This is a genomic window from Bradyrhizobium sp. 186, from assembly GCF_023101685.1.
Classification (GTDB): Bacteria; Pseudomonadota; Alphaproteobacteria; order Rhizobiales; family Xanthobacteraceae; genus Bradyrhizobium.
The window spans coordinates 6,563,985-6,586,075 of record NZ_CP082164.1; the positions used below are offsets into that span (position 1 = coordinate 6,563,985).

A 22,091-nucleotide genomic window follows, 5' to 3' on the forward strand; every position below is an offset into this window, starting at 1 on the left:
ACAATCCCTTTGGAGGTACGATCATGATTTCGAGACGAAGCCTGCTGGCAGCCTCGGCCATGGGCGCGGCCATGGTGTCCTCAGTGAAGGCCGCATCTTTTGGCAATCCGGACGAGCCGCCCCAGGGCGCCATCAACGCGAGGGGCCCGGGGAATCTCAGCGATCCCGGCCCGCAAAGTCAGGTTCTGGGCGGCCAATTTCCCTCAGCGCAGTCGCCACCGGCGACGGACGTCGGCGGCATGCCGATGCCCTGGGCATCGTTCAACAATGCACCGAAGCGAATCCAGAATGGCGGATGGGCGCGGGAGGTCACCGTTGCCGATTTTGCCATTTCCAAGGAGATATCGGGCGTCAACATGCGCCTGACGGCCGGCGGCATCCGCGAGCTGCACTGGCACCAGGCAGCCGAGTGGGCGATCATGACCTACGGCACCTGCCGTGTGACGGTTCTCGATGCGCAGGGCCGTCCCTATGTTGCGGATGTCAAGGAGGGCGACCTCTGGTATTTCCCTCCGGGAGCGCCGCATTCACTGCAGGGCTTGGGTCCGGATGGCTGCGAATTCGTCATCTGCTTCGATGACGGGCATGCCGACGAATTCAACACCTTGCTCGTCTCGGACTGGTTCGCCCACACGCCGCCCGAGATTCTCGCCAAGAACTTCGGCGTTCCGGCGGACACATTTGCCAAGATCCCGCTGCACAATCTCTGGATCTTCCAGGGCACCGTGCCCGGCGACATCGCCGGCGATCGCACCGCGATGCAGAAGGATGCGCCCGTCGTAACTCATCCCTTCATCTTCCCGCTCGGCTCCTCCCGTCCGTTCAAATCTTCCGATACAGGAAGCATCCAGGTCGCCGACAGCAGCAATTTCAAGGTTTCAACCGCGGTGTCGGCCGCGCTGGTTACCGTTCGTCCCGGTGGCATCAGGGAGATGCACTGGCACCCTAACGCGGACGAGTGGCAGTACTACATCAAGGGCAAGGCACGCATGACGGTGTTCGACACCGGTCCGAACGCACTGACCATGGACTTCAATGCCGGCGACATCGGCTATGTCAGGCGCAACCTCGGTCACTATGTCGAGAACGTCGGCGACACCGATCTGCAATTCATCGGCGTGTTCCGCGCCTCGCACTACGAAGAAGTCTCCCTCTCCAACTGGCTCACGCACACGCCGCCGAAACTCGTGGCGCAGCATCTCAATGTCGACGAAGGCACGATCGCGAGTTGGCCCGACAATGCGCCGGGCGTCATGCCGAAGCGATAAACCAGACTCCTCGCTCGGCCCAACTTGCTGGAAGCCGTCGATCTGCAAATCCTGATCGACGGCTTTCTCATCAGTCGACATTTCATCTGACGGCGTCTGAAGCGCAAAGAGTTATGAGCGGAGCACGCCGACAATGCAATTGTCGTCAAGCCTCCTTCACGTCGTCAAACGATTTGGCGATCTGTCTCAGCGTTTCCGAGAGTGCGGAAAATTCCATTGCGCGCGGATCACTTTTGCGCCAGGCAAGCCCCACTCTTCTCGAAAAAGTGTTCCCCGGCAGCCGCGAATAGGCAACCGCATCCCGCTCGGATACCGCAAGGGCGGGCACCAGCGTGCAGCCCTCTCCTGCTGCGACCATGTATTTCAGCGTCTCCAGACTGGTGGCAAGGCGATTGGTCCGGCCTGGAGCAGAGCAGCCGGCGAGCGCCTGCTCGCGCAGGCAATGTCCCTCCTCCAGCAGTAACCGCTCCTCGGCATCGAGCGCGTCCCAGGTCGGGCCGCCCTTGCGGGACGCGGGATGCCCCTTCGGGCACGCCAACAGGAACGGTTCCGAAAATATCCCAGCACTTGCCAATGCAGCGTCGGTTTGCGGCAACGAGAGGAGCACGGCATCGACCTCGCCGTCGATCAGCTTCGGCACGAGCTCGCCGGTGAGGCCCTCGCTCAGAACGAGGGCGAGTTCGGAATACTTCTTGCGAAGTGCCGGCAATATCCTGGGGAAGAGATATGGGCCGAGCGTCGAAATTGCGGCGAGCCGCAGTGCACCACCGAACGGCTTGTCCGACCGCTGGACGATGGTGAAGAGAAGCCGCGCCTCCGCCAGAACACGACGGGCCTGTTCGACAAAGGACTTGCCTTCGACCGTCACGATGACGCGCCGCGTGGTGCGCTCGAAGATCACCATGCCGAGCAAGGCTTCGAGTTTGCGGACCTGCGCGGACAACGACGGTTGCGCAACGCGACAATGTTCGGCCGCGCGGACGAAACTGCCGTGGTCCGCAATAGCCACAACATATTCGAGATCGCGCAACGACAGGCCGCTAAGATTCATCACACGAAGCTCCAGGGCAACATCGGACCACATAGTCACAGGGCCGACGTCTATCAATCCGTGCGCACGTCCTCTGCTGAAACGTCGTCCCCGCTGTGCCAGACGCGATGGCCAGGATCGACGGACCTTTGGCCAAGATCGACGGGCATCTCTCGTTGCGGCCAACCGCCCCGATTTCTAGTTTTCCGTACGTGGACACACACAAGTGCGGAGAGAACGATGTACCAACTTCACTACTTCCCCAGTAATGCCAACGCGGCGCCCCACATGGTGCTCGAGGAGCTCGGCCAGGCGTACGAGCTTGTACTTGTGGACCGCGCCAAGAATGCCCAGAAATCGGAAGAATATCTCACGATCAACCCGAACGGTCGCATTCCCACCTTGGTCGACGGCGGACTCGTACTATCCGAGGCAGCGGCGATTGTTCTCCACCTGGTCGACCAGCATTCCGAAGCCAACCTTGCACCGAGGATCGGTAGCCCCGAGCGCGCCAAGTTCTATCAGTGGCTGGTCTTCCTGACGAACTCGCTGCAGGAAGAGCTGATGATCTGGCAGTACCCCGATCGCCTGACGAGCGCGGAGACTGCCGCGACGGAGATCGTCAGGCAAGGCGCGGAGCGGCGGGCCTGCACCTATCTCGACGTTATCGAGCAGCACCTGGAAACGAACGGCCCCCTCTTCCTCGGGGACAAGTTGAGCGCCGCCGATTTTTACCTCGTCATGCTCGCCCGCTGGGCGCGCCCGATGTCCCGTCCGCCTCGTTCACGGCCGCACATCGCGCGGCTGCTCGACATGGTGACGGCGCTGCCCGCGGTCCGCCGAGCCTATGAACGCGAAGGCGTCACTGGTGAAATCTGCTGAATGCAACGACGCGGAGTGGTGATCGCGTCACCCCCATCCAAATCTTAGAAGGATCCTTCAATGACAACGCAGTTCAAAAGCCGCAACATGCCGGAACGGATGAACCTGCCTTTCGTAGGCCTAGCCACCTTTGCCGGCCAGCCTGCCTGCACCGATTGGGATAGGCTCGACGGCACCGATGTCGCCGTGCTTGGCATTCCGATCGATACGGCCTCGAGCTATCGCGTCGGAACACGCTTCGGGCCGCGCGCGATTCGCGAAGCGTCCATGTTCCACGGCTTTGGTCCGGAAGGTGTATTCGATTTCGAGGACGAGGTGACCTATCTCACTGCCGAGGAAGTCAAGATCGTCGATGCCGGCGACAGCGACGTCATCTACGCCGACACCAAGCGTAGCCTGGCGAACGCCGAGCTGGCGGTGCGCGCACTGCTCGATGCCAAGGCGATGCCGTATATCCTTGGCGGCGATCACGCCATCACCATGGCGACCGTCGCTGCGTATTCGAACGAGAAGCCGATCCACATCATCCATCTCGACGCGCATTTCGACTTCATCGATCAGCGCAACGGCATCAGCTGGGGCCACGGCAGCCCGATGCGCCGAGCCTCGGAGATGACGCATGTGAAGGGCATCACGACGCTCGGCCCGCACAACATGGCCTCCGTGAGCAAAAAGGACTACGAGGCGGCGAAGGCCTACGGCACCCACGTCGTTTCATTGCGCAAATTCCGCTCGATCGGCGCGGCTGCGGCTCTCTCCCACATCCCGGATGGCGAGCGGGTCTACGTTTCGATCGATATCGACAGCTTCGATCCGTCGATCGCGCCGGGGACGGCAACGATCAGCCATGGCGGGTTTACCTATTACGAAGCCAAGGATCTTCTCCAGGAGATCGCATGGCGCTTCGAGGTGGTCGGCGCCGACTTCGTTGAGGTCTCGCCGCCCTACGATCCGTCGGCAATCACGTCACTGCTCGCGGCCCGGATCAGTCTCGATTTCATCGGCTCGATCTTCCACGAGCGCGCCAAGCGGCGCGGCTGACCGCAGCTGCTGGTCACGACCGAAGCGATCTGGTCGCGTCGTCGTGCAAACAGGCAATCCGGGCCGGGCCAGCTTGGCTACTTGAGTGCGGCCGCCCGGAGCGAACGCCATCGACTCACGAATCTTGGATTGAGAGGAACAGCCTCTCAATCCGATAGCACTCTTGTCATTCTCCTATTGATCCGAGGGTGACAAGCTTCCTTCAACACCAATGCAGGAGAACCCCAATGAACGACAAAGCTCAAAGACCGCTTCTGACGCACGCATCGGGCGCGCCCGTCACGGACAACGTCAATATACAAACTGCCGGGCCGCGCGGACCGGCATTGCTGCAAGACGTCTGGCTGATCGAGAAGCTCGCGCATTTCGATCGGGAAGTCATTCCTGAACGGCGAATGCACGCCAAGGGTTCGGGCGCTCACGGCACGTTCACGGTCACCCACGACATCACCCGCTATACCAAGGCCAAGATCTTTTCCGAGATCGGCAAGCAGACGCCGATGTTCGCGCGGTTCTCGACGGTCGCCGGCGAACGCGGCGCGGCAGATGCCGAGCGTGACATCCGCGGGTTCTCGCTCAAGTTCTATACCGAGGAAGGCAACTGGGACATGGTCGGCAACAACACGCCGGTCTTCTTCTTTCGCGACCCGTTGCGCTTTCCCGATCTGAACCACGCCATCAAGCGCGATCCCTATACGGGCATGCGCAGTGCCGACAACAACTGGGATTTCTGGACGCTGCTTCCCGAGGCGCTACACCAGGTCACCGTCGTCATGAGTGAGCGCGGCATCCCGAAGAGCTACCGCCACATGCACGGCTTCGGCAGCCACACCTACAGTCTGCTCAACGCGAACAATGAGCGCGTCTGGGTGAAGTTTCACTTCCGCACCCAGCAGGGCATTGAGAACCTGACCGACGGAGAGGCAGAGGCCCTGGTCGGCAAGGATCGCGAAAGCCATCAGCGCGACCTCTTCGGCAGCATCGAGCGAGGCGAGTTTCCGCGCTGGACCCTGTGCATCCAGGTGATGACGGACGAGCAGGCGACGAAATTTGCCTTCAATCCGTTCGATCTCACCAAGGTCTGGCCGAAGGCCGATTATCCGCTGATCGAGGTCGGCTATTTCGAGCTCAATCGGAACCCGGAGAACGTCTTTGCCGAAGTCGAGCAGGCAGCGTTCTCGCCCGCCAATATCGTACCGGGTATCGGCTATTCGCCGGACAAGATGCTTCAGGCGCGCTTGTTCTCCTATGGTGACGCGCAGCGCTACCGGCTTGGTGTCAACCACCACCACATTCCGGTCAACGCACCGAAGTGCCCGTTCCACAGCTATCACCGCGACGGAGCGATGCGGACCGACGGCAATCTTGGCCGCACGCCGACCTACTGGCCGAACAGCCGCAGCGAATGGAAGGACCGGCCCCAGTTGAACGAGCCGCCGCTCGAGATCACGGGTGCGGCCGCGCATTGGGATCACCGCGTGGACGATGACCATTGGCAACAACCCGGCAATTTGTTCCGGAAGATGACCTCCGCGCAGAAGCAGACGCTGTTCGAGAACACGGCGCGCCAGGTGGGTCAGGCCGCAAGGTACATCCAGGAGCGGCACGTGGCCAACTGCGCCAAGGCGGACCCTGCCTACGGCAAGGGGGTTGCCGACGCGCTGGCCAGGTTCGCCGAGGGCAAGCTCTAGCCGTCGTCAGAAGAGGCCGAAATGGGGCCCGCGCCAATCGGCGCGGGCCCAAGAAGACCACACCGGTCCGCTCCGTGGGGGTTGGGCTGCTCTCAATTGAGGATTTCGATCATGTTCGACTATATCGGCAGTTTCGAACACGCCATCAGCGCTCTCAAGCGCGAGCAGCGGTATCGTGTGTTCGTCGATCTGGAGCGGAAAGCGGGGCAGTTTCCTCATGCCGTTTGGAACGGCCCGGACGGCATGCGAGATGTCGTCGTCTGGTGCTCGAACGACTACCTCGGCATGGGTCAGCATCCGAAGGTCATCGAAGCCATGTGCACCGCCGCGCGCAGCATGGGAGCGGGTGCAGGCGGTACGCGCAACATCTCGGGGACAAATCGCCCTGTCGTCGAACTGGAAGCCGAGATCGCGGACTTGCACGGCAAGCAGGACGCTCTCGTCTTCACGTCGGGCTATGTCTCGAACCAGACAGGCATCGCCACGATTGCCAAGCTCCTCCCGGACTGCCTCATCCTGTCGGATGCACTCAATCACAATTCCATGATCGAAGGGGTGCGCTCGGCCGGCTGCGCCAAGCAGATCTGGCGTCACAACGATCTCGATCACCTGGAGCAACTGCTCTCGCGTGCCGCGGCAGGCCGCCCGAAATTGATCGTCTTTGAGAGCGTCTACTCCATGGACGGAGACGTCGCGCCGATCAAGGAGATCTGTGATCTGGCGGATCGCTATGGCGCGCTGACATATCTCGATGAGGTGCACGCGGTCGGGATGTACGGGCCGCGCGGTGCCGGCATCGCCGAACGGGACGGCGTGATGGATCGCGTCGACATCATCGAAGGGACGCTCGCCAAGGCCTTCGGCACGCTCGGCGGCTACATTGCGGGGCGTAGCGCGGTGATCGATGCGGTACGGTCCCACGCGCCGGGATTCATCTTCACGACCGCGCTTCCGCCTGCGATTGCTGCGGCGGCCAAGGCCTCGATAGCTCACCTCAAGGCATCGCACCGCGAGCGCGCCCGGCACCGACAGGCAGTCGCAGCAACAAAAGCGGCTTTGCGCAGGTCCGGATTGCCCGTCATGCCGACTGATACGCACATCGTCCCCGTGATGGTGGGCGATCCCGAGTTGTGCAGATGGGCGAGCGAGCTCTTGCTCCACCGATGCGGCATCTACATTCAGCCGATCAACTACCCGACGGTGCCCCGAGGCACTGAACGGCTGCGCATCACACCGACCCCGGGACACGATAGTCGGCTCATCGAGGAGCTGGCCGACGCCATGGTCTGGGTCTGGCGGGAGCTCGGCCTGCCGTTTGCGCGGAACGATCAACGTTCGGAATCGTCCGGCCGCCTGACAGTTGTCGCTGGCTGAGTGCTGCCCGAAACACGGCAAAGCCGATTTCGTCATCGCCTCAGGTCCGGGCCGACCGAGAGTTCCCCCTGTAAAGAGACTGACATGGCTCCGCCGCAATCCGAAATGCGCGAAAGAACGATATCTCCGAAAATCGGCGTGCTCCTGAGCAATCTCGGCACTCCGGACGGCACGGACTATTGGTCGGTCAGGCGATATCTCGCCGAGTTCCTGTCCGATCGAAGGGTGATTGAAGCGCCCAGACTACTCTGGCTCTTCATTTTGAATGCGCTGATTCTGACTGCGCGACCACAACGAAAGGGCAAAGATTACGCAACGATCTGGAATCGCGACCGCAATGAGAGTCCGCTCAAGACTATCACGAGGTCGCAGGCAGAGAAGCTGCAACAATCTATCCGTGACGGTCTTCTCGGCGATTCGAAATCCAACGTCGTCGTCGACTGGGGGATGCGCTACGGAAACCCGTCCCTGAAGGCCGCCACCGAGCGGCTCGTGGCGAGGGGATGCGAACGCATCCTCTTCGTCCCGCTCTATCCACAGTATTCGGCCGCCACGAGCGCAACGGCATGCGACAAGCTCTTCGACGTGCTGGCATCCATGCGACATCAGCCGGCATTGCGGGTCGCGGCGCCCTACTACGATGAGGACGCCTATATCGATGCTGTCGCGGCCTCGCTAACTGAACGTCTCTCCAGCGCCGGCGTCGAGCCGGACGTCATCGTCGCATCCTTCCACGGCATGCCGCTCAGTACTCATGTCGCGGGCGATCCATACTATGTCCAGTGTCACAGGACCGCGGACCTCGTTCGGACACGCTTGGGGCTGCCGCAAGAACGCCTCATCGTCACGTTCCAGTCACGCTTCGGTCGGGCAGAATGGTTGAAACCGTATACGGACGAGACCATAAAGGCGCTTGCGGCGAAGGGTGCCCGGCGGATCGCAGTCGTAACTCCCGGCTTCTCGGCCGATTGTCTGGAGACGATCGAGGAAATCGGGCAGGAAAACGCGAAATACTTCTTCGGCGAAGGCGGCGAAGCATTCGCTCGCGTCGATTGTCTGAACGACAGCGACCATGGAATGCGCGTGATCGAGGCGGTTGTGCGCCGTGAGTTGAGCGGCTGGGTCTGACGCCACTGGCTAGTGGCGACCTGTAGGGACGCCCGCGCCTTGTGATGGGGGGAACGAGATGATTGGCACGCCGATCGCGATTATTGTGCCGCCGAACGCGCAATCATTGGACATTTCCGGTCCTCTGGATGCCTTTCTGGAAGCCAATCGGCAGGCTCCCGGCAGATGCAACTACGATGTGCGTCTGTTGTCGATCGGTCCGGATCGAGCCGTGACGGCTGGAGCGATGTCGATTTTGACCCATGGCTCGATCTTCGAAGACGAGCAACCGATCGATACGTTGCTGGTCGCTGGCACCCCCGACTACGCCCGCGCTTACACGGACTCGACTCTCCATGCCTGGCTGCGACGGCACGCGCCGCGCAGCCGCCGCCACGGCTCCGTCTGCACCGGCGCCTTCTTTCTCGGCGCCGCCGGACTGCTGGACGGCTTCAGCGTGACGACGCATTGGCAGCACGCCGGTGAATTGGCGGAGAGATTTCCGGCCGCAAAAGTGGTATCCGATCAGATCTTCGTCGAGGATGGTCCCCTGTGGACATCGGCCGGCGTCACTGCCGGAATCGACCTCGCATTGAAGCTGATCGAGGACGATCACGGGCGCGATGTCGCACTCTCCGTCGCCCGCCGCCTGGTCGTCTTCCTGAAGCGACCGGGCGGCCAGTCGCAGTTCAGTGCTCATCTCGCCGCGCAGGTCGCAGCCGAAGGGCGCATTCAGACGATCCAGCATTGGATCCTCGATCATTTGCCCCTTGACCTGACGGTGAAGACGCTTGCCGCGCGGGCCGCGATGAGCGTGCGCAATTTCACCCGCGTCTTTCAAGAAGAGGCTGGAATGACGCCGGGTGACTTCGTCGAGATGGCGCGCGTCGATTCGGCTCGGCGGTTGCTGGAGGATACCGACAAGCCCTTGCAACGCGTCGCATCGAGCTGCGGCTTCGCCAATCCCGACGTGATGCGGCGAGCCTTTCTGAGACGCATTGGCACTGGCCCAAGCGAGTATCGCGAACGTTTCCGCGGATAAGGCCGCAGGATCAGTAGTGACCGGGTGTCGTCCCCACCTTGCCTCTGAACACCCGATACCCGATCGCGACATACAGCACCATCAAGGGGAAGACGAAGAGGCCCTCGCCCCAGAACATGAAGGCGAGACTGGCGTGAGGCGCCGCCGCCTCGTCGATCGTGATGGCAAACGGGATCATGTAAGGCCAGAAGGACAGTGCCAGCGTTCCAAACGCCGCGACGAAGATGACGGCAACAGCAGCGAACGGCCAGCGATCGTTGTGATGCAGGATGCTGCTGGCCAGCACGACCGTGGCCGCGGCTCCGACGGCCGGAAATACAAACAGATAGGGCCGATCGAGCCAGCGATGCATGATCGGCAGGTTCGTGATCAACGCATGCGCAAATACCACGATCAGGAACGCCAGCACGGCAAGTGCCAGCGCGGGTATCTGGCGGCGAGCCCTATCACGGACGTCCGATTGGCACTTCTGCACCAGCCATGTAGCGCCCAGAAGGGCATAACCCAGACACAGCCCGATACCGCACAATAGGGAAAACGGGGTCAGCCAGCCGAAGACGCCGCCGACATAGACCCCGTCGGTGAACTTCAAGCCCTGCGCCAGGGCGCCGACCGTCACCCCTTGCATGAAGCTCGCAGCGAACGATCCGCCCACGAAGCTCACGTCCCAGATCCACCGAAGCTGCTGCGCCGCCCTGTGACGAAATTCGAACGCAACGCCACGCAAGATCAAGCCAAGCAGCATGATGATGACGGGTAGATAGAAGGCTGACAGCAGCGTGGCATAGACCACCGGAAACGCGCCCCACAGGATCACGCCGGCAACGACAAGCCAAGTCTCGTTGCCATCCCATACCGGCGCGACAGTGTCGAGCATCGTGTCGCGATCCGCCTCGTTGCCGGCGAGACCAAACAACATGCCGACCCCGAGATCGAATCCATCGAGCAGCAGATAGATCAACATGCTAATGGCGAGAAGCGCAACCCAGAACAAGACCATCTCTATTCTCCTGCGCTCCGATAACCTGACCGAATAAGCTCCGGGTCGGCGAGCGACATCGGGCGGTTTGGAGAGGCGCCGTGCGGCGGCTCGACGACGAGGCGCGTCGGACCGGTGCGTAAAAGCCGATAGATGTAGAATGTGCCGAAAGAGAAGATGAAGAGATAAACCGCTCCGAATAGCACGAGCGAGGTCATCGCCGCCGACGCCGTCAGGAACGGCGTCACGGCGTCGGCCGTCCGCAGTAATCCGTAGATCGCCCAGGGCTGTCGTCCCACCTCGGCAACATACCAACCGGTGAGAATGGCGATGAACGGAAGCGGGAAACTGAGGAAGATTGCCCAAAGCATGGCGCGGTTTCGACGCAGGCGCCGCTTGATGCTCAGATAGGACCCGAGCCACGCGATCGCGAGCATGATCAGCCCGCAGCCGACCATGATCCGGAACGTTACGAACGGTATCAGCACCGGCGGGCGATCTTGCGGCACGAAATCGGCCAGCCCGACCTCCTTCGAGCTAAGGCTCGAACTCGCGATAATGCTTCCGAGAATCGGCACCTTGATTTCGAATTTGTTGCTTTCAGTCGCCGGATCCGGCAGTCCGATCAGCACTTCGCTCGCGGGCTGCTCGTCATGCCAGCGCCCCTCGATGGCCGCGAACTTTGCCGGCTGGTGGTCGTGAACGTAGTCGCCGACCAGATGACCGAATAAGAGCTGGACAGGGATCAGGATTGCCGCGAGGAACAGTCCCATTCGCAGCATCACCCGGGATTCAGCGTAGTAGTCGCCGCGCAACACGTACCATGCGCCGGTCGCGGCAACGCAAAATGCGCCCGTGAGATAGGCCGCCAGCAGCATGTGCGGAAAACGCGACCATACGACCGAATTGAAAATGATCTTCGTCCAATCGTCCGGCGCGAAATAGCCGTTCTGGAAGACGTAGCCGACCGGCACCTGCATCCAGCTGTTATTGACCATGATCCAGAAGGCAGACAACGTGGTCCCGAGCGACACCATCGCGGTGGAGAACAGATAGAACCATGGCGGCACGCGCTTGCGTCCGAACACCAGGACTCCGAAGAAACTGGCTTCCAGCATGAATGCCGTGAAGGTTTCGTACGAGAGAAGCGGCCCCTGGATCGGTCCGGACATCTTCGACAGGACGCTCCAGTTCGTTCCGAACTGGAATCCCATGACGACTCCCGAGACGACGCCCATACCGAAGGCGACACCGAAGATCTTGAGCCAGAATTCGAACAGCGCCTGATAGACGGGGCGACCTGTTCGCATGTGCATTGCTTCGAGGACTGTCAGCCAGGCGGCAAGACCGATCGTGAATGCAGGGAAGATGATGTGAAATGAGATGGTGAAGCCGAACTGTATCCGCGACAGCAAGAGCGCCGTTGCATCCATGTGAATTATCCTTTGCCCTCACAGACCACGCGTTGAATCCGCTTTGCTGCAGGTAGGAGACACTTCACGACCATCTTTCCAAAGCGAATGAAATTCTCGTTTGCATGAAACCCGATCCGCGCCGAACTGCTGGAGGAACTCCCGCACCTGGAGCGTCTTCAAGCTGCGACCGTCGAACAGTCAGAGAAGTTGAGACGGTCGGGATGGGTGAAAATTTCATATCCATCCGCGCGAGCGACCGCGATCAACGTAACGCCGGCTTGATCGGCCGTCTGAATAGCGAGCGAAGTGGGCGCCGAGACTGCGACGAGGACAGGTGCACCGATTCGTGCAGTTTTCTGCACCATCTCGACCGACACGCGGCTTGTCAGGAGAATTGCACCCCCTGCCCTCGCCAGGTTCTCGCGAAGGAGCGCACCAGCGAGCTTGTCAAGTGCGTTATGACGGCCGACATCTTCCCGCACCGGGCCTATGCCCTTGTCCGGTTGCCAGAACGCCGCAGCGTGTACGCCCCGCGTCTTCTGATTGAGCTCCTGTAAGGGCTCGAGCTCGCTCATGGCGTTCAGCAAGTCGCGCGCGCAAAAGGTCGCCTTGCTTGATACGTGCGGCAGCGTGCGGCTGGCCTGCTCCAGGCTTTCGATTCCGCACAAGCCACAGCCGACCGGGCCGACCATGGCCCGGCGACGCGCCGAGAGCTCGTCCGCTCGATCTCCGTCCAGCCACATTTGAACCTCGACTCCCAGGCTGCTCTCCACGATCTCGATGCTGGCAATCTCGTCCGCCTGGTCGATGATGCCTTCCGTCAAGGCGAAGCCAACTCCGAAATCCTCCAAATCAGCCGGTGTGGCCATCATCACCGCATTGGTGGATCCGCCAAACGTGAGCGCAATCGCACTCTCCTCAGCCACATATCTTGATGCAAGCGTAGGGTTTCCACCGCGCCAGAGGAGCTTTGCTCGCTGCTGAAACGGACTACCGGTGATCATTGCTGCTCTCCTCAGCTACGTTGCTCATCCAGAGAGATATTTTCGCCTCACGGTCGGATTTTCCTGATCGCACGACAGCGCTGCCGGAGCGCCGGCTTGCCTGCTGCGTGCGAATTCGAAAGATCGTTCGGCGGTCGATAACGATATCGGAGACGAGCGCTCAATCAGGTCGACAGGTCCGCGTGGAGCGTCACTCTGTCGTGGGCGCAGGCGTAGAGATCGATGCACGGAGCGAACGAGCATGACTAAGTCAGAAAGTACTGCCCTCACCAGTCCGCCACTGGCCAGGGGACCCAAGCGACCTATTCACCAGATGTTGGTGCCGTTTCCGGTGGCCTACTTTGCGGCGGCATTCGCCACCGACCTGGCCTATAGCCGGACCGCCGAGGTGACGTGGTATCGGTTTTCCGTCTGGCTGATTGCCGGAGGACTGGTCATGGCCGCGCTTGTCACGCTGGCCGCCTTGATCGATCTCTTTCGCGGGCAGAGACCGGCATTGATCCGCACATTCGCCTACGCGTCCGCGGTCGTGCTGTCCATTTTCAATGTCCTCGTTCACAGCCGCGACGGTTACACCGCGGTCGTCCCCACGGGCCTGACCCTCTCGGGCGTCGCCCTCGTTCTCCTGCTTTTCGCAATGTCCCCAAGCTGGACATTGACCAACCGCTATCGCGTCGGAGCAAAGGCATGACTGACGTCAAGACGAGCTTACCCCGCATGACTGCCATCATGGTCGCTGTCGCCGGATTGGGTTTGGCCGGCTGCGACGGTAGTGGAGGTGATCCGAAGCTGCAGATCGGCGCAAATCCCGCGCTGCCGCCGCTACACCAATATCTGCTGCCTCCGATCCGGATCGCCACCCCCGTGGGTTGGGGGTCCGAGACACCAAAGGTCGGACAGGGGCTACAAGTCCATGCGCTGGCCACGGCGCTTCAGCACCCCAGATCGGTCTACGTCCTGCCCAACGGCGATGTGCTGGTCGTCGAGAGCAACGGTCCAAAGGCGCCGGTTTTCCGTCCCAAGGATCTGATCACCGGCGTGGTGCAGTGGTTCGCCGGTGCCAAGGCGAAGGACGCCAACCGAATTACGTTGCTCCGCGACACCAATGGCGACGGAATTCCCGACACGCGAACGGTGTTCCTCGATCACCTCAATTCCCCGTTCGGCGTCGCGCTGGTTGGCCACGATCTTTATGTCGCAAACACGGACGCGATCATGCGCTATCCGTATCAGGACGGACAGACCAGCATCACTGCCAAGGGCACCAAGCTGACCGATCTGCCGGGCGGCCCGATCGATCATCATTGGACGAAGAGCCTTCTGGCCAGCCCGGACGGATCCAAGCTCTACGTCGGTGTCGGATCGAACAGCAACGTCGGAGAGAATGGCTTGCAGGCCGAGTATGAGCGCGCCGCCATCTGGGAGGTCGACCGCGCCACCGGTGCACATCGCATTTTCGCCGGCGGCGTGCGCAACCCGACAGGCCTGCAGTGGGAACCGACGACCGGCAAGCTTTGGGCGATTGCCAACGAACGAGACGAGATCGGGCCCGATTTGGTGCCGGATTATCTCACCTCAGTGCAGGACGGGGGCTTTTACGGCTGGCCGTACAGCTACTATGGCCAGCATCTCGATCCGCGCGTTCAACCGCAACGGCCAGATCTCGTGGCCAGAGCGATCGTGCCGGACTACGCGCTCAGCTCCCACGTGGCTCCGCTCGGATTTGCCATGTCCGCTGGCCATGGTTTGCCCGCAAACTATGAGAGCGGCGCCTTCGTCGGAGAGCATGGCAGCTGGGATCGAACACCACTCAACGGCTACAAGGTGGTCTTCGTACCCTTCAAGGATGGCAAACCCTCGGGCCCCGCGCAGGACGTCGTCACCGGCTTTCTTGATGCAAACAACCACACCCACGGCAGACCGGTTGGCCTTGCCGTCGATCGGACCGGTGCGCTGCTGATCGCCGACGATGTCGGCAATATCGTGTGGCGCGTCTCGTCGGCTAACGCCGCTGCTCCGAAGCCGGCCTCGTAGCAAACGAGCGAGCTTAGGTGGGTCCGTACAGCACCGGGCCCACCTACTTTTCTTCCGCCCCGTTCGGAATAGCCACCATGAACCTTGGTCCCTTCTCTGCCGTGTCGAAGAGCTCACTGGCCTTTGGCCTGCTGTCGGCTTCCATTGTGATCCTGCTGACAACCGCCTTCGTGCGCTTGCCCGGAGCTCATGCCGGCCCACCAGGCGCCTCCTCCACTCAACCGCCAACGTACCTGCCAAGCATCAGCGACATGATGATTGGCACGATTCAACCCAGGCACGAGCGAATATGGCGCGCCGAACAGGCCGGCGACTGGGATTTTGTCGCCTACGAGCTGGGCAATCTCCGCGGCGCTTTCGGCCGACTCGGACGGGCGCATCCGATGGAGCAGAATACCCCGCTTCCCGACATGATCGCGTCCGTCACCAAACAGCCATTCGAGGATCTGAAGGTTGCGATCGATCGGAGAGACGGCGCGGAGTTTGGGAAAGCCTATGACGAGCTCAGCGAGGCCTGCAACTCCTGTCACCAAGCGCTAAACCACGGTACGGTTGTGATTGGCCGCCCGGCCGGAGCCGCCCAATCAGACTTGATCTTCGGCAAGGCTGGACGGTAGCGTCGCATCTGGCCACCGCATCGATCATCTCTGCGGCTGGTTCGCTCCATTGGCCTTGTCAGGACAGACGATCTCGATGCGTCCCCCGGGACCAGGACGGACGACCAATCGGAAGCTATGCAGCTTGATGATAGCCGCCACCAGGCTCAGTCCGAGCCCGACACCCGGCGTGTTACGCATCTTGTCGGAGCGGTAAAATCGCCGCAGCACGGCTTCACACTCCTGTTCGCTGATACCCGAACCGGTATCGGTCACGCGCACGATAGTTTCCTTGTCACCACGCAAGAGGTCCAGGCCGACCTTCCCGCCGGCCGGCGTGAACTTGATGGCGTTGTCGACGAGATTTGCCACAGCCTCGAAGAGAAGATCCCGGTCACCCCAGACGTGCAGCTTGCGGTCGATATCCACGCCAAGCTCGATGCTCTTGTCCTCCGCAATCGGCTCGTAAACGTCGCATACTTCCCGCAGGATTTCATGAAGCGCAACATTGCCGAACCCGGCCGAACGCCGGCTGTTCTCGATCTCCGTCAGCCGCAGCAGCGCGGTGATGATCGCGAGCGACTGATCAATGCCTCCGATCGCCTTGTCCGCGACGGCCTGAAGTTGCTCCACCGTGGTTGCGTGCGTGCGCCCGCGCTCCAAGGACAACCGGGCGCGTGTCAGCGGGGTCCGCAGATCGTGCGCAATATCGTTGCCGACGCCGGCGAGCGCATTGATCATCGCCTCCATTTCATCAAGCATGCCGTTCACGATCACAGCCAATCTGGAGAACGGATCGTTGGCATTTCGATGCGGAAGACGCTCGCGCAGGTCACCGGCGATGATGCGCTGAACCCGCTGATTGACCTCCTCGACTCGCCTTTGGGAGCGTACACTCAACCAGACTCCGGCCGACAAGCACAGACAGAGCGCCGGCAGCAGCCCCAGCATGAGGGCTTGCCCCACGACACTCGATATCTCGCGGGTCTCGTCGACGTTCCGTCCCATGACGAGGACGTCGCCATTTTCCAGACGCCTGGCTACTGCGCGAATCAGCGGATCACCACCCTGCAATCGACCAACGCGCGCGACCCTTGCAGCTTGCGCCGTTCCGTCGATCCTGAGGTCCTGCGGCAACCGTGCCAGATTGCCAGCAAGCCGGTTGCCGGCAGAATCAAACAATCCCGCATACTGGACGCCTCTGGAATCCTGGTCGAGATGGTCCGAGATTGCACCGACGCGGCGGTCCTGCCGCAGGACCGCGATGAAATTGAGCTGTTGGGCGATCATGCGATCGGATCGCGCGATCAGATAGCCGTCGATCTTCCAGTAGATGAAGCCGAACATCACAATCATGAATACGGCGAATACGGCGGCCACCGCCGAGGCCCAGCGGAAGGTGTTCGAGCGTATCAATTGGAGCTGGCGCATCGATCCCGCCGGTTGGTGTTCGTACCTCATTCGATCGCCAGGCAACAGCGCTGTCGGCGCCTATTGCTACGCTCGCAGAATGAACCCGGAGCCCCGGACATTGTGAATCAACTGGGGTTCCCCGGGGCCGTCAACCTTGTGCCGCAGCCGGCCCATATGCACGTCGACAAGATTGGTCGTCGCCGGGACGAACTTGTAGTTCCAGACCTCTTCGAGCAACATCGCACGGGTCAGCAACTGGTCACTTCGCCGCATCATGTATTCGAGGAGACGGAATTCGCGCGGCAACAAATCGATCTTCCGTTCGCCGCGCGACGCGGTACGCTCGATCAGATCGAGTTCAAGAGGACCGACCCGCAACGTCGTTCCACGGCTGTCCGTGGGACGACGAAGCAGGGCTTCAATTCTTGCTATGAGCTCCACGACTGCAAAGGGCTTCGTCAGGTAATCGTCTCCGCCGCTCCGCAAGCCTCGCACCCGATCGTCGACGGCGCCGAGCGCGCTCAGCACCAGAACTGGGGTGCTGACCTGGTCTCTCCGCAACGCCTCGATGATTGTGAGCCCGTCCATGCCGGGCAGCATGCGATCGACGATCAGGACATCGGGATGCAGCGCACGAGCCTTGTCGAGGCCGTCAATTCCATTCGACGCCCAATCGACCTCAAACCCAAGCTCGCTCAGCTCGGCCACGATTTCCTCGGCCGTTCCGCCGTCGTCTTCGATCAGGAGAACCTTCATCATCCGTTCGATCTCAGGGATTCCAAACTGCCCAACCGGTTGGCTGGAAATCATATGCTCGCTCGTTGGCAAAGTCATAGGCCACCGCCCAACTAACCGACTTGGAGTGAGCCGGACCGCGCTACCCCACTGACCTGGCGCAGCACCGTCCGCTCCGGGTTGTCAGGCCGCCTTGGCAAGCGCGGCAGGACCGTCGACAAGAGACATAATCCCCCTTCCGAGGAGGCGCCATTAAATAGCGATTTAAGGAGCTTAAGGGATCGGGCGCCCGTCGTCATCGCCCGGAGCCGGACGGCCCCACCGGGTGCTTTTGCCTCTGCCAACACTGAACTCGATTTTAGACGACATCCTCGACCAGATGCTTACGTTCCCGGATATGCGATCAGGAGAACGAGTGCCATGCTTGACGATGTCGACAAACGGGATACGACCGGCAATCCGCGAGTTGATGGGCTGATGTCCTCCAGGATCGGATTCATCGGGCTTGGCCTGATGGGTACAGCCATGGCGGCCAATCTCGCGGCTGACGGTTGCAACGTGCGCGCCTATGTACGCCGGCCGGAGCGCATCAACGACCTCCAGGCGCTCGGAGTGACGGCAACAACACGTCGCTCGGACTTGTTCGATAGCGACGTCATCATCACCATGCTGCCGGATGACGCTGCCGTGCGGAATGTCTTCTTTGGACCATTCGGGATATCGGAGTCCTTACGGCCGGGCGTGATCCATCTGTCGATGAGCACCATCAGCACCGAGGCCTCGGCCGCGTTTCTGCTCGAGCATGAACGTCGCGGTCAAGGCTATGTTGCCGCCCCCGTATTCGGCAACCCCGATGCCGCCAGAGCCCGCCAGCTGACTGTCATCCTCGCAGGCAACCCAACTTCCTGTGAACGTTGCCGGCCGGTGATGGATTCGTTGGGGCAGACTTTCGTCATTGGGACGGATCCCACGCAAGCCAATCTGATCAAGCTGCTCGGCAATATGATGACGGCGACCGCTCTCGAGGTCCTCGGAGAAGTCGTGACCGTCCTGCGCAAGCGTGGACAGGACCCACAGCAATTCGTGGATATCATGACCGGGACGATGTTCGACAGTCGCGTCCACAAGAACTATGGCAGCCGGCTCGTTGCCGGCAGTTTCAAACCGGGGTTGACGATGCCGCTGGCGCTCAAGGACGTGCGCCTGGCGCTGGCCGAGGCGGAGCTGGCCGGCGCGCCGATGCCCTCGGTCGGCGTCGTCCGCGACCGGTTGATCACGGGAATCGCGCGTGGGCATGGCGGACTCGACTGGACGGCACTCGGAATGGTGGCCTCAGAGGAAGCGGGACTATAGACCTGTCGGCCCGCGCGGCTTGGTAAAACCGCCTCAACACGGCGCTCAACGTGATGACTCCACCGAGCGCCGCTGCAACACGATCGATCTCCGTCCGTTGGATCTTTCTTTCGAGCTGCGCTCTCGAAGATGTCTGCGCAGTTACCCAACCTCCTCCAAATATGAATCTGCAACGCTTTGAAGTTCGCGTTCCCACGCGCGACTGCAGCGCGCACCGCGATAGACGGAGTTTTCGCAAAAGGCGCACACGGACGCCGCTTAGTGCCATTTCTCGCATTCCCGAGTCACGCTCCATTGAAGCCGCGTGAGTGTTTCGTGCGTTTGGCTGACCTGTGATCCATCCCATCTGCTGGGATGGGCCGCTCTTTGACTCGGCCCGCGGTTTTTCAACGGAGAAGCTCAATGACGAATCTCAAACTGCTGTCGACTGGACTGATTGCGGTTGCAATGCTTGCTACGCCCGCTATGGCGCGTGAAAGCGGCAGCCTCGCTCGGCGGACTGCTGTGGAGGCCAATGCCGCCGCGCCGGAAGCGCCGTTCTATTCGGGTGACCGTGCCTGCGTTCCGGCGCCGCGCGTCGGCGCATTTGCGACGGCGCCGTGGACCGGCAACAACGTTCCCTGCGAACCGGGCACGGGCGCGTTCTAATCTGTGTATTGCGGTTTCGGCCTGTTCGACTGTTTCTCTCGCGCCTTGGCGCTTGTGACTCCTCGTCGATCAGCGCATCGACAAAGAGCGGGCTGGACTCTCTTCCAGCTCGTTTTTTATTGATCGTTCTCTCCGGCAGCGAGCCCCCAACCGCGTGTCTCTTTGGTCTCGGCATTTCTCAACTTGCCACGAGTGGACAGTACTCCGGCCTTTGTGAAGGCAATTTGAATGGCGCGGCCGTCGATCGATCCTACTCTTTCAAGCCTCGCGAAAGCCTGGCCACGCAGCCGCTTACGGATTGCGCTGACCGGTGAATATTCAAATACAAGGAGTGTCTTGATGAAACGAGTGATGATGATCCTGGCTATGACCGCGCTTGCCTCCGCACTGGCTGTCGGCGCGGCGGATGCACGGGGCGGCGGCGGAGGTGGTGGCGGTCACGGCGGAGGTTTCGGCGGTGGCGGACACATGGGCGGTTTCGGAGGAGGCGCGCACATCGGCGGTATCGGCGGCGGTGCGCACGTGGGCGGCTTCGGCGGAGGCGTTCATGTCGGCGGCATGGCAATGCGTGGCGACATGGGTCGGATCGGTGGCGATCATCCCCGTCCGTATGGCACCGGTATCCATGACCATGCCATGAATCACTACGGCAGATACCGGAGGGGTTACGCCTACTATGGCGACCCCGACTGCTACGATTGGTACGCCTTGCATCCCGATCAGCCGTTGCCACTAAGCTGCAGCTAATGCAACTGCGGCCTCCCTGCTTTCGGTCCGGATCCGCTTGCGTCATCCGGACCGACGGCAGCCCCAATCGGGACGTCAATTCAACGTGACGACTCTGAAGTCCAATTTAATGGCGACGCATCGCCAGCGCCAATACCTCGGACCTATCAAGTTCGCCCACTCAACGCCGCCGGTGTGCAATTGCATCCGCGATGTCCAGAGACAGGCAGCGTCCGATCAGAGCATCGAGATTGGTTCGCGCGAATATCCCCAGCGTCTTCTCATGCGATCAAGTGGGCGCAGACTAAAAAGGATCAAGCAATGAACATCGCCCCGAAAAGGAACATGGAATACATCGACATCCCCGGCACATCCATCCGCGCGTCTCGCATTGCACTCGGGACTTGGGCGATCGGTGGCTGGATGTGGGGCGGGACCGACGAAAGCGATGCGATCAAGACGATCCGGGAAGCGCTCGATCGCGGAATCAATCTCATAGATACCGCGCCCGTCTACGGATTCGGTCGCTCGGAGGAGATCGTCGGCAAGGCCCTCGCCGGCGGTCGGCGCTGGAACGCAATCATCGCCACGAAGGCGGGACTCGACTGGAAGGACGGCAAGCCATTTCGCAATGCGCGCAAGGCCCGGATCATCGAGGAAGTCGACGATTCTTTGCGCCGGCTTCGGACGGATGTCATCGATCTCTATCAGGTGCACTGGCCCGATCCCCTTACGCCGATTGCCGAAACTGCCGAGGCGGTCGGCGCGCTGCACCGTGACGGCAAGATTCGGGCGGTCGGCGTCAGCAATTTCAGCCCGGCGCAAATGGATGAATTCCGCAAGGTCGCGCCACTTCATACGGCTCAGCCGCCCTACAATCTGTTCGAACGCGCAATCGAGCAGGACGTGCTCCCCTACTGCCAGGAGAAGAAGATCGCGCTGCTCGCTTACGGCTCGCTGTGCCGAGGCCTGCTGTCCAGTAGCATGTCAACATCGAGCCATTTCACCGGCGACGACCTGCGGAAGAGCGATCCCAAATTTCGACCGCCACGCTTCCAGCAATATCTCGACGCGGTGGGGCGGCTCGACCAGTTCGCGCGGGAACGCTTCAACAGGGGAGTGATCCATCTGGCGGTACGCTGGGTACTCGATAGCGGCGAGTTGAACATTGCGTTGTGGGGTGCTCGACGCTCGGAGCAACTCTCGCCGATCGCCGACGTGCTCGGCTGGCGACTCGACGAAGCCGCCATGGCCGAAATCAACCGAATTCTTCAGGAGACAATCAGGGATCCCGTCGGTCCCGAATTCATGGCGCCTCCGGATCGGGAGGCGGCATGATGGACACACGATCAGCAATCCAAATCGTGAGCCGCGATCGATTCGACGCGACGACGGCACAGACATCGGGCTCCCATCGCTTCGCCGCGATCGGACCGTCGCTGGGCATCATTTCGACCCTCTGGGGTGGCCTCTTCGAAGTGGAGCCGGGCGCACGAACCGGAATCCACCACCACGGCGAACAGGACACGATCGCATTCGTCCTGTCAGGCCGCTGCGAAGTTCGCTGGGGCGACCGGGGCGAATTCTCTGCACGCGCGAAGGCCGGCGACTTCATTCACGTCCCCGCGTTTCTTCCGCATATGGAGGTCAATCCATCCCGCGTCCTGCCTTTCCGGTGGGTCGTGGTGCGCAGCACGCCTGTACCCATCGTTGTCAATCTACCGGACACGTTCTGGTCATGAGCGATGTGACC

The 22,091-nt window shown here is 61.3% G+C and carries 21 protein-coding genes; 14 read left to right on the plus strand and 7 right to left on the minus strand.

Going from position 1 to position 22,091, the window contains the following annotated elements:
* Positions 1–23: 23 nt before the first annotated feature.
* Entirely contained in the window at positions 24–1,268 is a 1,245-nt protein-coding gene (locus tag IVB18_RS31675; RefSeq protein ID WP_247984272.1) for a cupin domain-containing protein, read from the plus strand.
* A 145-nt stretch (positions 1,269–1,413) separates the two neighbouring features.
* On the opposite strand, the gene IVB18_RS31680 is transcribed toward IVB18_RS31675, so the two are convergent.
* Positions 1,414–2,319 (minus strand): LysR substrate-binding domain-containing protein, encoded by a 906-nt coding sequence (locus IVB18_RS31680; RefSeq protein WP_247991778.1) that lies wholly within the window; start codon positions 2,317–2,319, stop codon positions 1,414–1,416.
* A 219-nt stretch (positions 2,320–2,538) separates the two neighbouring features.
* Here IVB18_RS31680 and IVB18_RS31685 point away from each other — a divergent pair, with 219 nt between their 5' ends.
* The 6 genes from IVB18_RS31685 to IVB18_RS31710 all read left to right on the plus strand — a co-directional run bounded on the left by IVB18_RS31685 (position 2,539) and on the right by IVB18_RS31710 (position 9,435).
* Complete coding sequence (locus IVB18_RS31685) at positions 2,539–3,180, plus strand: glutathione S-transferase family protein (RefSeq protein ID WP_247984273.1); 642 nt, start codon at positions 2,539–2,541, stop codon at positions 3,178–3,180.
* Between the two features lie 60 nt (positions 3,181–3,240).
* Positions 3,241–4,221, plus strand: a complete 981-nt coding sequence (locus IVB18_RS31690; RefSeq protein WP_247984274.1) for an agmatinase — start codon at positions 3,241–3,243, stop codon at positions 4,219–4,221.
* Positions 4,222–4,448: 227 nt separating this feature from the next.
* On the plus strand, positions 4,449–5,912 hold the full coding sequence (locus IVB18_RS31695) for a catalase (protein ID WP_247984275.1): 1,464 nt from the start codon (positions 4,449–4,451) through the stop codon (positions 5,910–5,912).
* Positions 5,913–6,023: 111 nt separating this feature from the next.
* Entirely contained in the window at positions 6,024–7,286 is a 1,263-nt protein-coding gene (gene hemA / locus IVB18_RS31700) for a 5-aminolevulinate synthase (RefSeq protein WP_247984276.1), read from the plus strand.
* Positions 7,287–7,370: 84 nt separating this feature from the next.
* Positions 7,371–8,414 (plus strand): ferrochelatase, encoded by a 1,044-nt coding sequence (hemH, locus tag IVB18_RS31705; protein WP_247984277.1) that lies wholly within the window; start codon positions 7,371–7,373, stop codon positions 8,412–8,414.
* Between the two features lie 58 nt (positions 8,415–8,472).
* The gene (locus IVB18_RS31710; RefSeq protein WP_247984278.1) at positions 8,473–9,435 is read left to right on the plus strand and encodes a GlxA family transcriptional regulator; all 963 of its coding nucleotides are present in this window, start codon (positions 8,473–8,475) and stop codon (positions 9,433–9,435) included.
* Between the two features lie 10 nt (positions 9,436–9,445).
* Here IVB18_RS31710 and cydB read toward each other — a convergent pair whose 3' ends face one another.
* From cydB to fdhD, 3 genes are all read right to left on the minus strand, one after another.
* Positions 9,446–10,435 (minus strand): cytochrome d ubiquinol oxidase subunit II, encoded by a 990-nt coding sequence (cydB, locus tag IVB18_RS31715; RefSeq protein ID WP_247984279.1) that lies wholly within the window; start codon positions 10,433–10,435, stop codon positions 9,446–9,448.
* Positions 10,436–10,437: 2 nt separating this feature from the next.
* Positions 10,438–11,847: a cytochrome ubiquinol oxidase subunit I gene (locus IVB18_RS31720; protein ID WP_247984280.1), complete on the minus strand. Its 1,410-nt coding sequence runs from the start codon at positions 11,845–11,847 to the stop codon at positions 10,438–10,440.
* A 158-nt stretch (positions 11,848–12,005) separates the two neighbouring features.
* Entirely contained in the window at positions 12,006–12,833 is an 828-nt protein-coding gene (gene fdhD, locus IVB18_RS31725) for a formate dehydrogenase accessory sulfurtransferase FdhD (RefSeq protein WP_247984281.1), read from the minus strand.
* Between the two features lie 241 nt (positions 12,834–13,074).
* On the opposite strand from fdhD, the gene IVB18_RS31730 reads away from it, so the two are divergent.
* The 3 genes from IVB18_RS31730 to IVB18_RS31740 all read left to right on the plus strand — a co-directional run bounded on the left by IVB18_RS31730 (position 13,075) and on the right by IVB18_RS31740 (position 15,484).
* A complete protein-coding gene (locus tag IVB18_RS31730; RefSeq protein ID WP_247984282.1) occupies positions 13,075–13,524 on the plus strand; it encodes a DUF2231 domain-containing protein in 450 nt (149 codons plus the stop codon).
* Positions 13,521–14,867: a sorbosone dehydrogenase family protein gene (locus tag IVB18_RS31735; RefSeq protein ID WP_247984283.1), complete on the plus strand. Its 1,347-nt coding sequence runs from the start codon at positions 13,521–13,523 to the stop codon at positions 14,865–14,867. Before IVB18_RS31730 ends, IVB18_RS31735 begins: the two co-directional genes overlap by 4 nt.
* Before the next feature lie 77 nt (positions 14,868–14,944).
* Positions 14,945–15,484 carry a cytochrome family protein gene (locus tag IVB18_RS31740; protein ID WP_247984284.1) on the plus strand — a complete coding sequence of 180 codons (540 nt, stop codon included), beginning with the start codon at positions 14,945–14,947 and terminating at the stop codon, positions 15,482–15,484.
* 24 nt (positions 15,485–15,508) lie between these two features.
* On the opposite strand, the gene IVB18_RS31745 is transcribed toward IVB18_RS31740, so the two are convergent.
* A complete protein-coding gene (locus IVB18_RS31745) occupies positions 15,509–16,753 on the minus strand; it encodes a HAMP domain-containing sensor histidine kinase (RefSeq protein WP_346732563.1) in 1,245 nt (414 codons plus the stop codon).
* A gap of 207 nt (positions 16,754–16,960) precedes the next feature.
* The gene (locus IVB18_RS31750) at positions 16,961–17,635 is read right to left on the minus strand and encodes a response regulator transcription factor (RefSeq protein ID WP_276581199.1); all 675 of its coding nucleotides are present in this window, start codon (positions 17,633–17,635) and stop codon (positions 16,961–16,963) included.
* A 156-nt stretch (positions 17,636–17,791) separates the two neighbouring features.
* Here IVB18_RS31750 and IVB18_RS31755 point away from each other — a divergent pair, with 156 nt between their 5' ends.
* Positions 17,792–18,964 (plus strand): NAD(P)-dependent oxidoreductase, encoded by a 1,173-nt coding sequence (locus IVB18_RS31755; protein WP_256476457.1) that lies wholly within the window; start codon positions 17,792–17,794, stop codon positions 18,962–18,964.
* Positions 18,965–19,366: 402 nt separating this feature from the next.
* Positions 19,367–19,612: a hypothetical protein gene (locus IVB18_RS31760; protein ID WP_247984286.1), complete on the plus strand. Its 246-nt coding sequence runs from the start codon at positions 19,367–19,369 to the stop codon at positions 19,610–19,612.
* Between the two features lie 318 nt (positions 19,613–19,930).
* Here the strand turns inward: IVB18_RS31760 and IVB18_RS31765 are convergent, their stop codons facing one another.
* Entirely contained in the window at positions 19,931–20,245 is a 315-nt protein-coding gene (locus tag IVB18_RS31765; RefSeq protein ID WP_247984287.1) for a hypothetical protein, read from the minus strand.
* Positions 20,246–20,659: 414 nt separating this feature from the next.
* On the opposite strand from IVB18_RS31765, the gene IVB18_RS31770 reads away from it, so the two are divergent.
* Together IVB18_RS31770 and IVB18_RS31775 are read left to right on the plus strand one after the other, a co-directional pair.
* Entirely contained in the window at positions 20,660–21,676 is a 1,017-nt protein-coding gene (locus tag IVB18_RS31770; protein ID WP_276581200.1) for an aldo/keto reductase, read from the plus strand.
* Complete coding sequence (locus tag IVB18_RS31775; protein ID WP_247984288.1) at positions 21,673–22,080, plus strand: cupin domain-containing protein; 408 nt, start codon at positions 21,673–21,675, stop codon at positions 22,078–22,080. Before IVB18_RS31770 ends, IVB18_RS31775 begins: the two co-directional genes overlap by 4 nt.
* Positions 22,081–22,091 lie beyond the last annotated feature (11 nt).

Excerpts from the sequence above, each read along its gene's own strand:
- IVB18_RS31740 (WP_247984284.1), top strand. The coding sequence starts at position 14,945 with ATGAACCTTGGTCCCTTCTCTGCCGTGTCGAAGAGCTCACTGGCCTTT.
- hemH (WP_247984277.1), top strand. The coding sequence starts at position 7,371 with ATGGCTCCGCCGCAATCCGAAATGCGCGAAAGAACGATATCTCCGAAA.
- IVB18_RS31720 (WP_247984280.1), bottom strand. The coding sequence starts at position 11,847 with ATGGATGCAACGGCGCTCTTGCTGTCGCGGATACAGTTCGGCTTCACC.
- IVB18_RS31750 (WP_276581199.1), bottom strand. The coding sequence starts at position 17,635 with ATGATGAAGGTTCTCCTGATCGAAGACGACGGCGGAACGGCCGAGGAA.
- IVB18_RS31710 (WP_247984278.1), top strand. The coding sequence starts at position 8,473 with ATGATTGGCACGCCGATCGCGATTATTGTGCCGCCGAACGCGCAATCA.
- IVB18_RS31770 (WP_276581200.1), top strand. The coding sequence starts at position 20,660 with ATGAACATCGCCCCGAAAAGGAACATGGAATACATCGACATCCCCGGC.
- IVB18_RS31680 (WP_247991778.1), bottom strand. The coding sequence starts at position 2,319 with ATGAATCTTAGCGGCCTGTCGTTGCGCGATCTCGAATATGTTGTGGCT.
- IVB18_RS31695 (WP_247984275.1), top strand. The coding sequence starts at position 4,449 with ATGAACGACAAAGCTCAAAGACCGCTTCTGACGCACGCATCGGGCGCG.
- IVB18_RS31735 (WP_247984283.1), top strand. The coding sequence starts at position 13,521 with ATGACTGACGTCAAGACGAGCTTACCCCGCATGACTGCCATCATGGTC.
- IVB18_RS31730 (WP_247984282.1), top strand. The coding sequence starts at position 13,075 with ATGACTAAGTCAGAAAGTACTGCCCTCACCAGTCCGCCACTGGCCAGG.
- cydB (WP_247984279.1), bottom strand. The coding sequence starts at position 10,435 with ATGGTCTTGTTCTGGGTTGCGCTTCTCGCCATTAGCATGTTGATCTAT.
- IVB18_RS31685 (WP_247984273.1), top strand. The coding sequence starts at position 2,539 with ATGTACCAACTTCACTACTTCCCCAGTAATGCCAACGCGGCGCCCCAC.
- IVB18_RS31690 (WP_247984274.1), top strand. The coding sequence starts at position 3,241 with ATGACAACGCAGTTCAAAAGCCGCAACATGCCGGAACGGATGAACCTG.
- IVB18_RS31760 (WP_247984286.1), top strand. The coding sequence starts at position 19,367 with ATGACGAATCTCAAACTGCTGTCGACTGGACTGATTGCGGTTGCAATG.
- fdhD (WP_247984281.1), bottom strand. The coding sequence starts at position 12,833 with ATGATCACCGGTAGTCCGTTTCAGCAGCGAGCAAAGCTCCTCTGGCGC.
- IVB18_RS31745 (WP_346732563.1), bottom strand. The coding sequence starts at position 16,753 with ATGATCGCCCAACAGCTCAATTTCATCGCGGTCCTGCGGCAGGACCGC.
- IVB18_RS31765 (WP_247984287.1), bottom strand. The coding sequence starts at position 20,245 with ATGGTCATGGATACCGGTGCCATACGGACGGGGATGATCGCCACCGAT.
- IVB18_RS31775 (WP_247984288.1), top strand. The coding sequence starts at position 21,673 with ATGATGGACACACGATCAGCAATCCAAATCGTGAGCCGCGATCGATTC.
- IVB18_RS31675 (WP_247984272.1), top strand. The coding sequence starts at position 24 with ATGATTTCGAGACGAAGCCTGCTGGCAGCCTCGGCCATGGGCGCGGCC.
- hemA (WP_247984276.1), top strand. The coding sequence starts at position 6,024 with ATGTTCGACTATATCGGCAGTTTCGAACACGCCATCAGCGCTCTCAAG.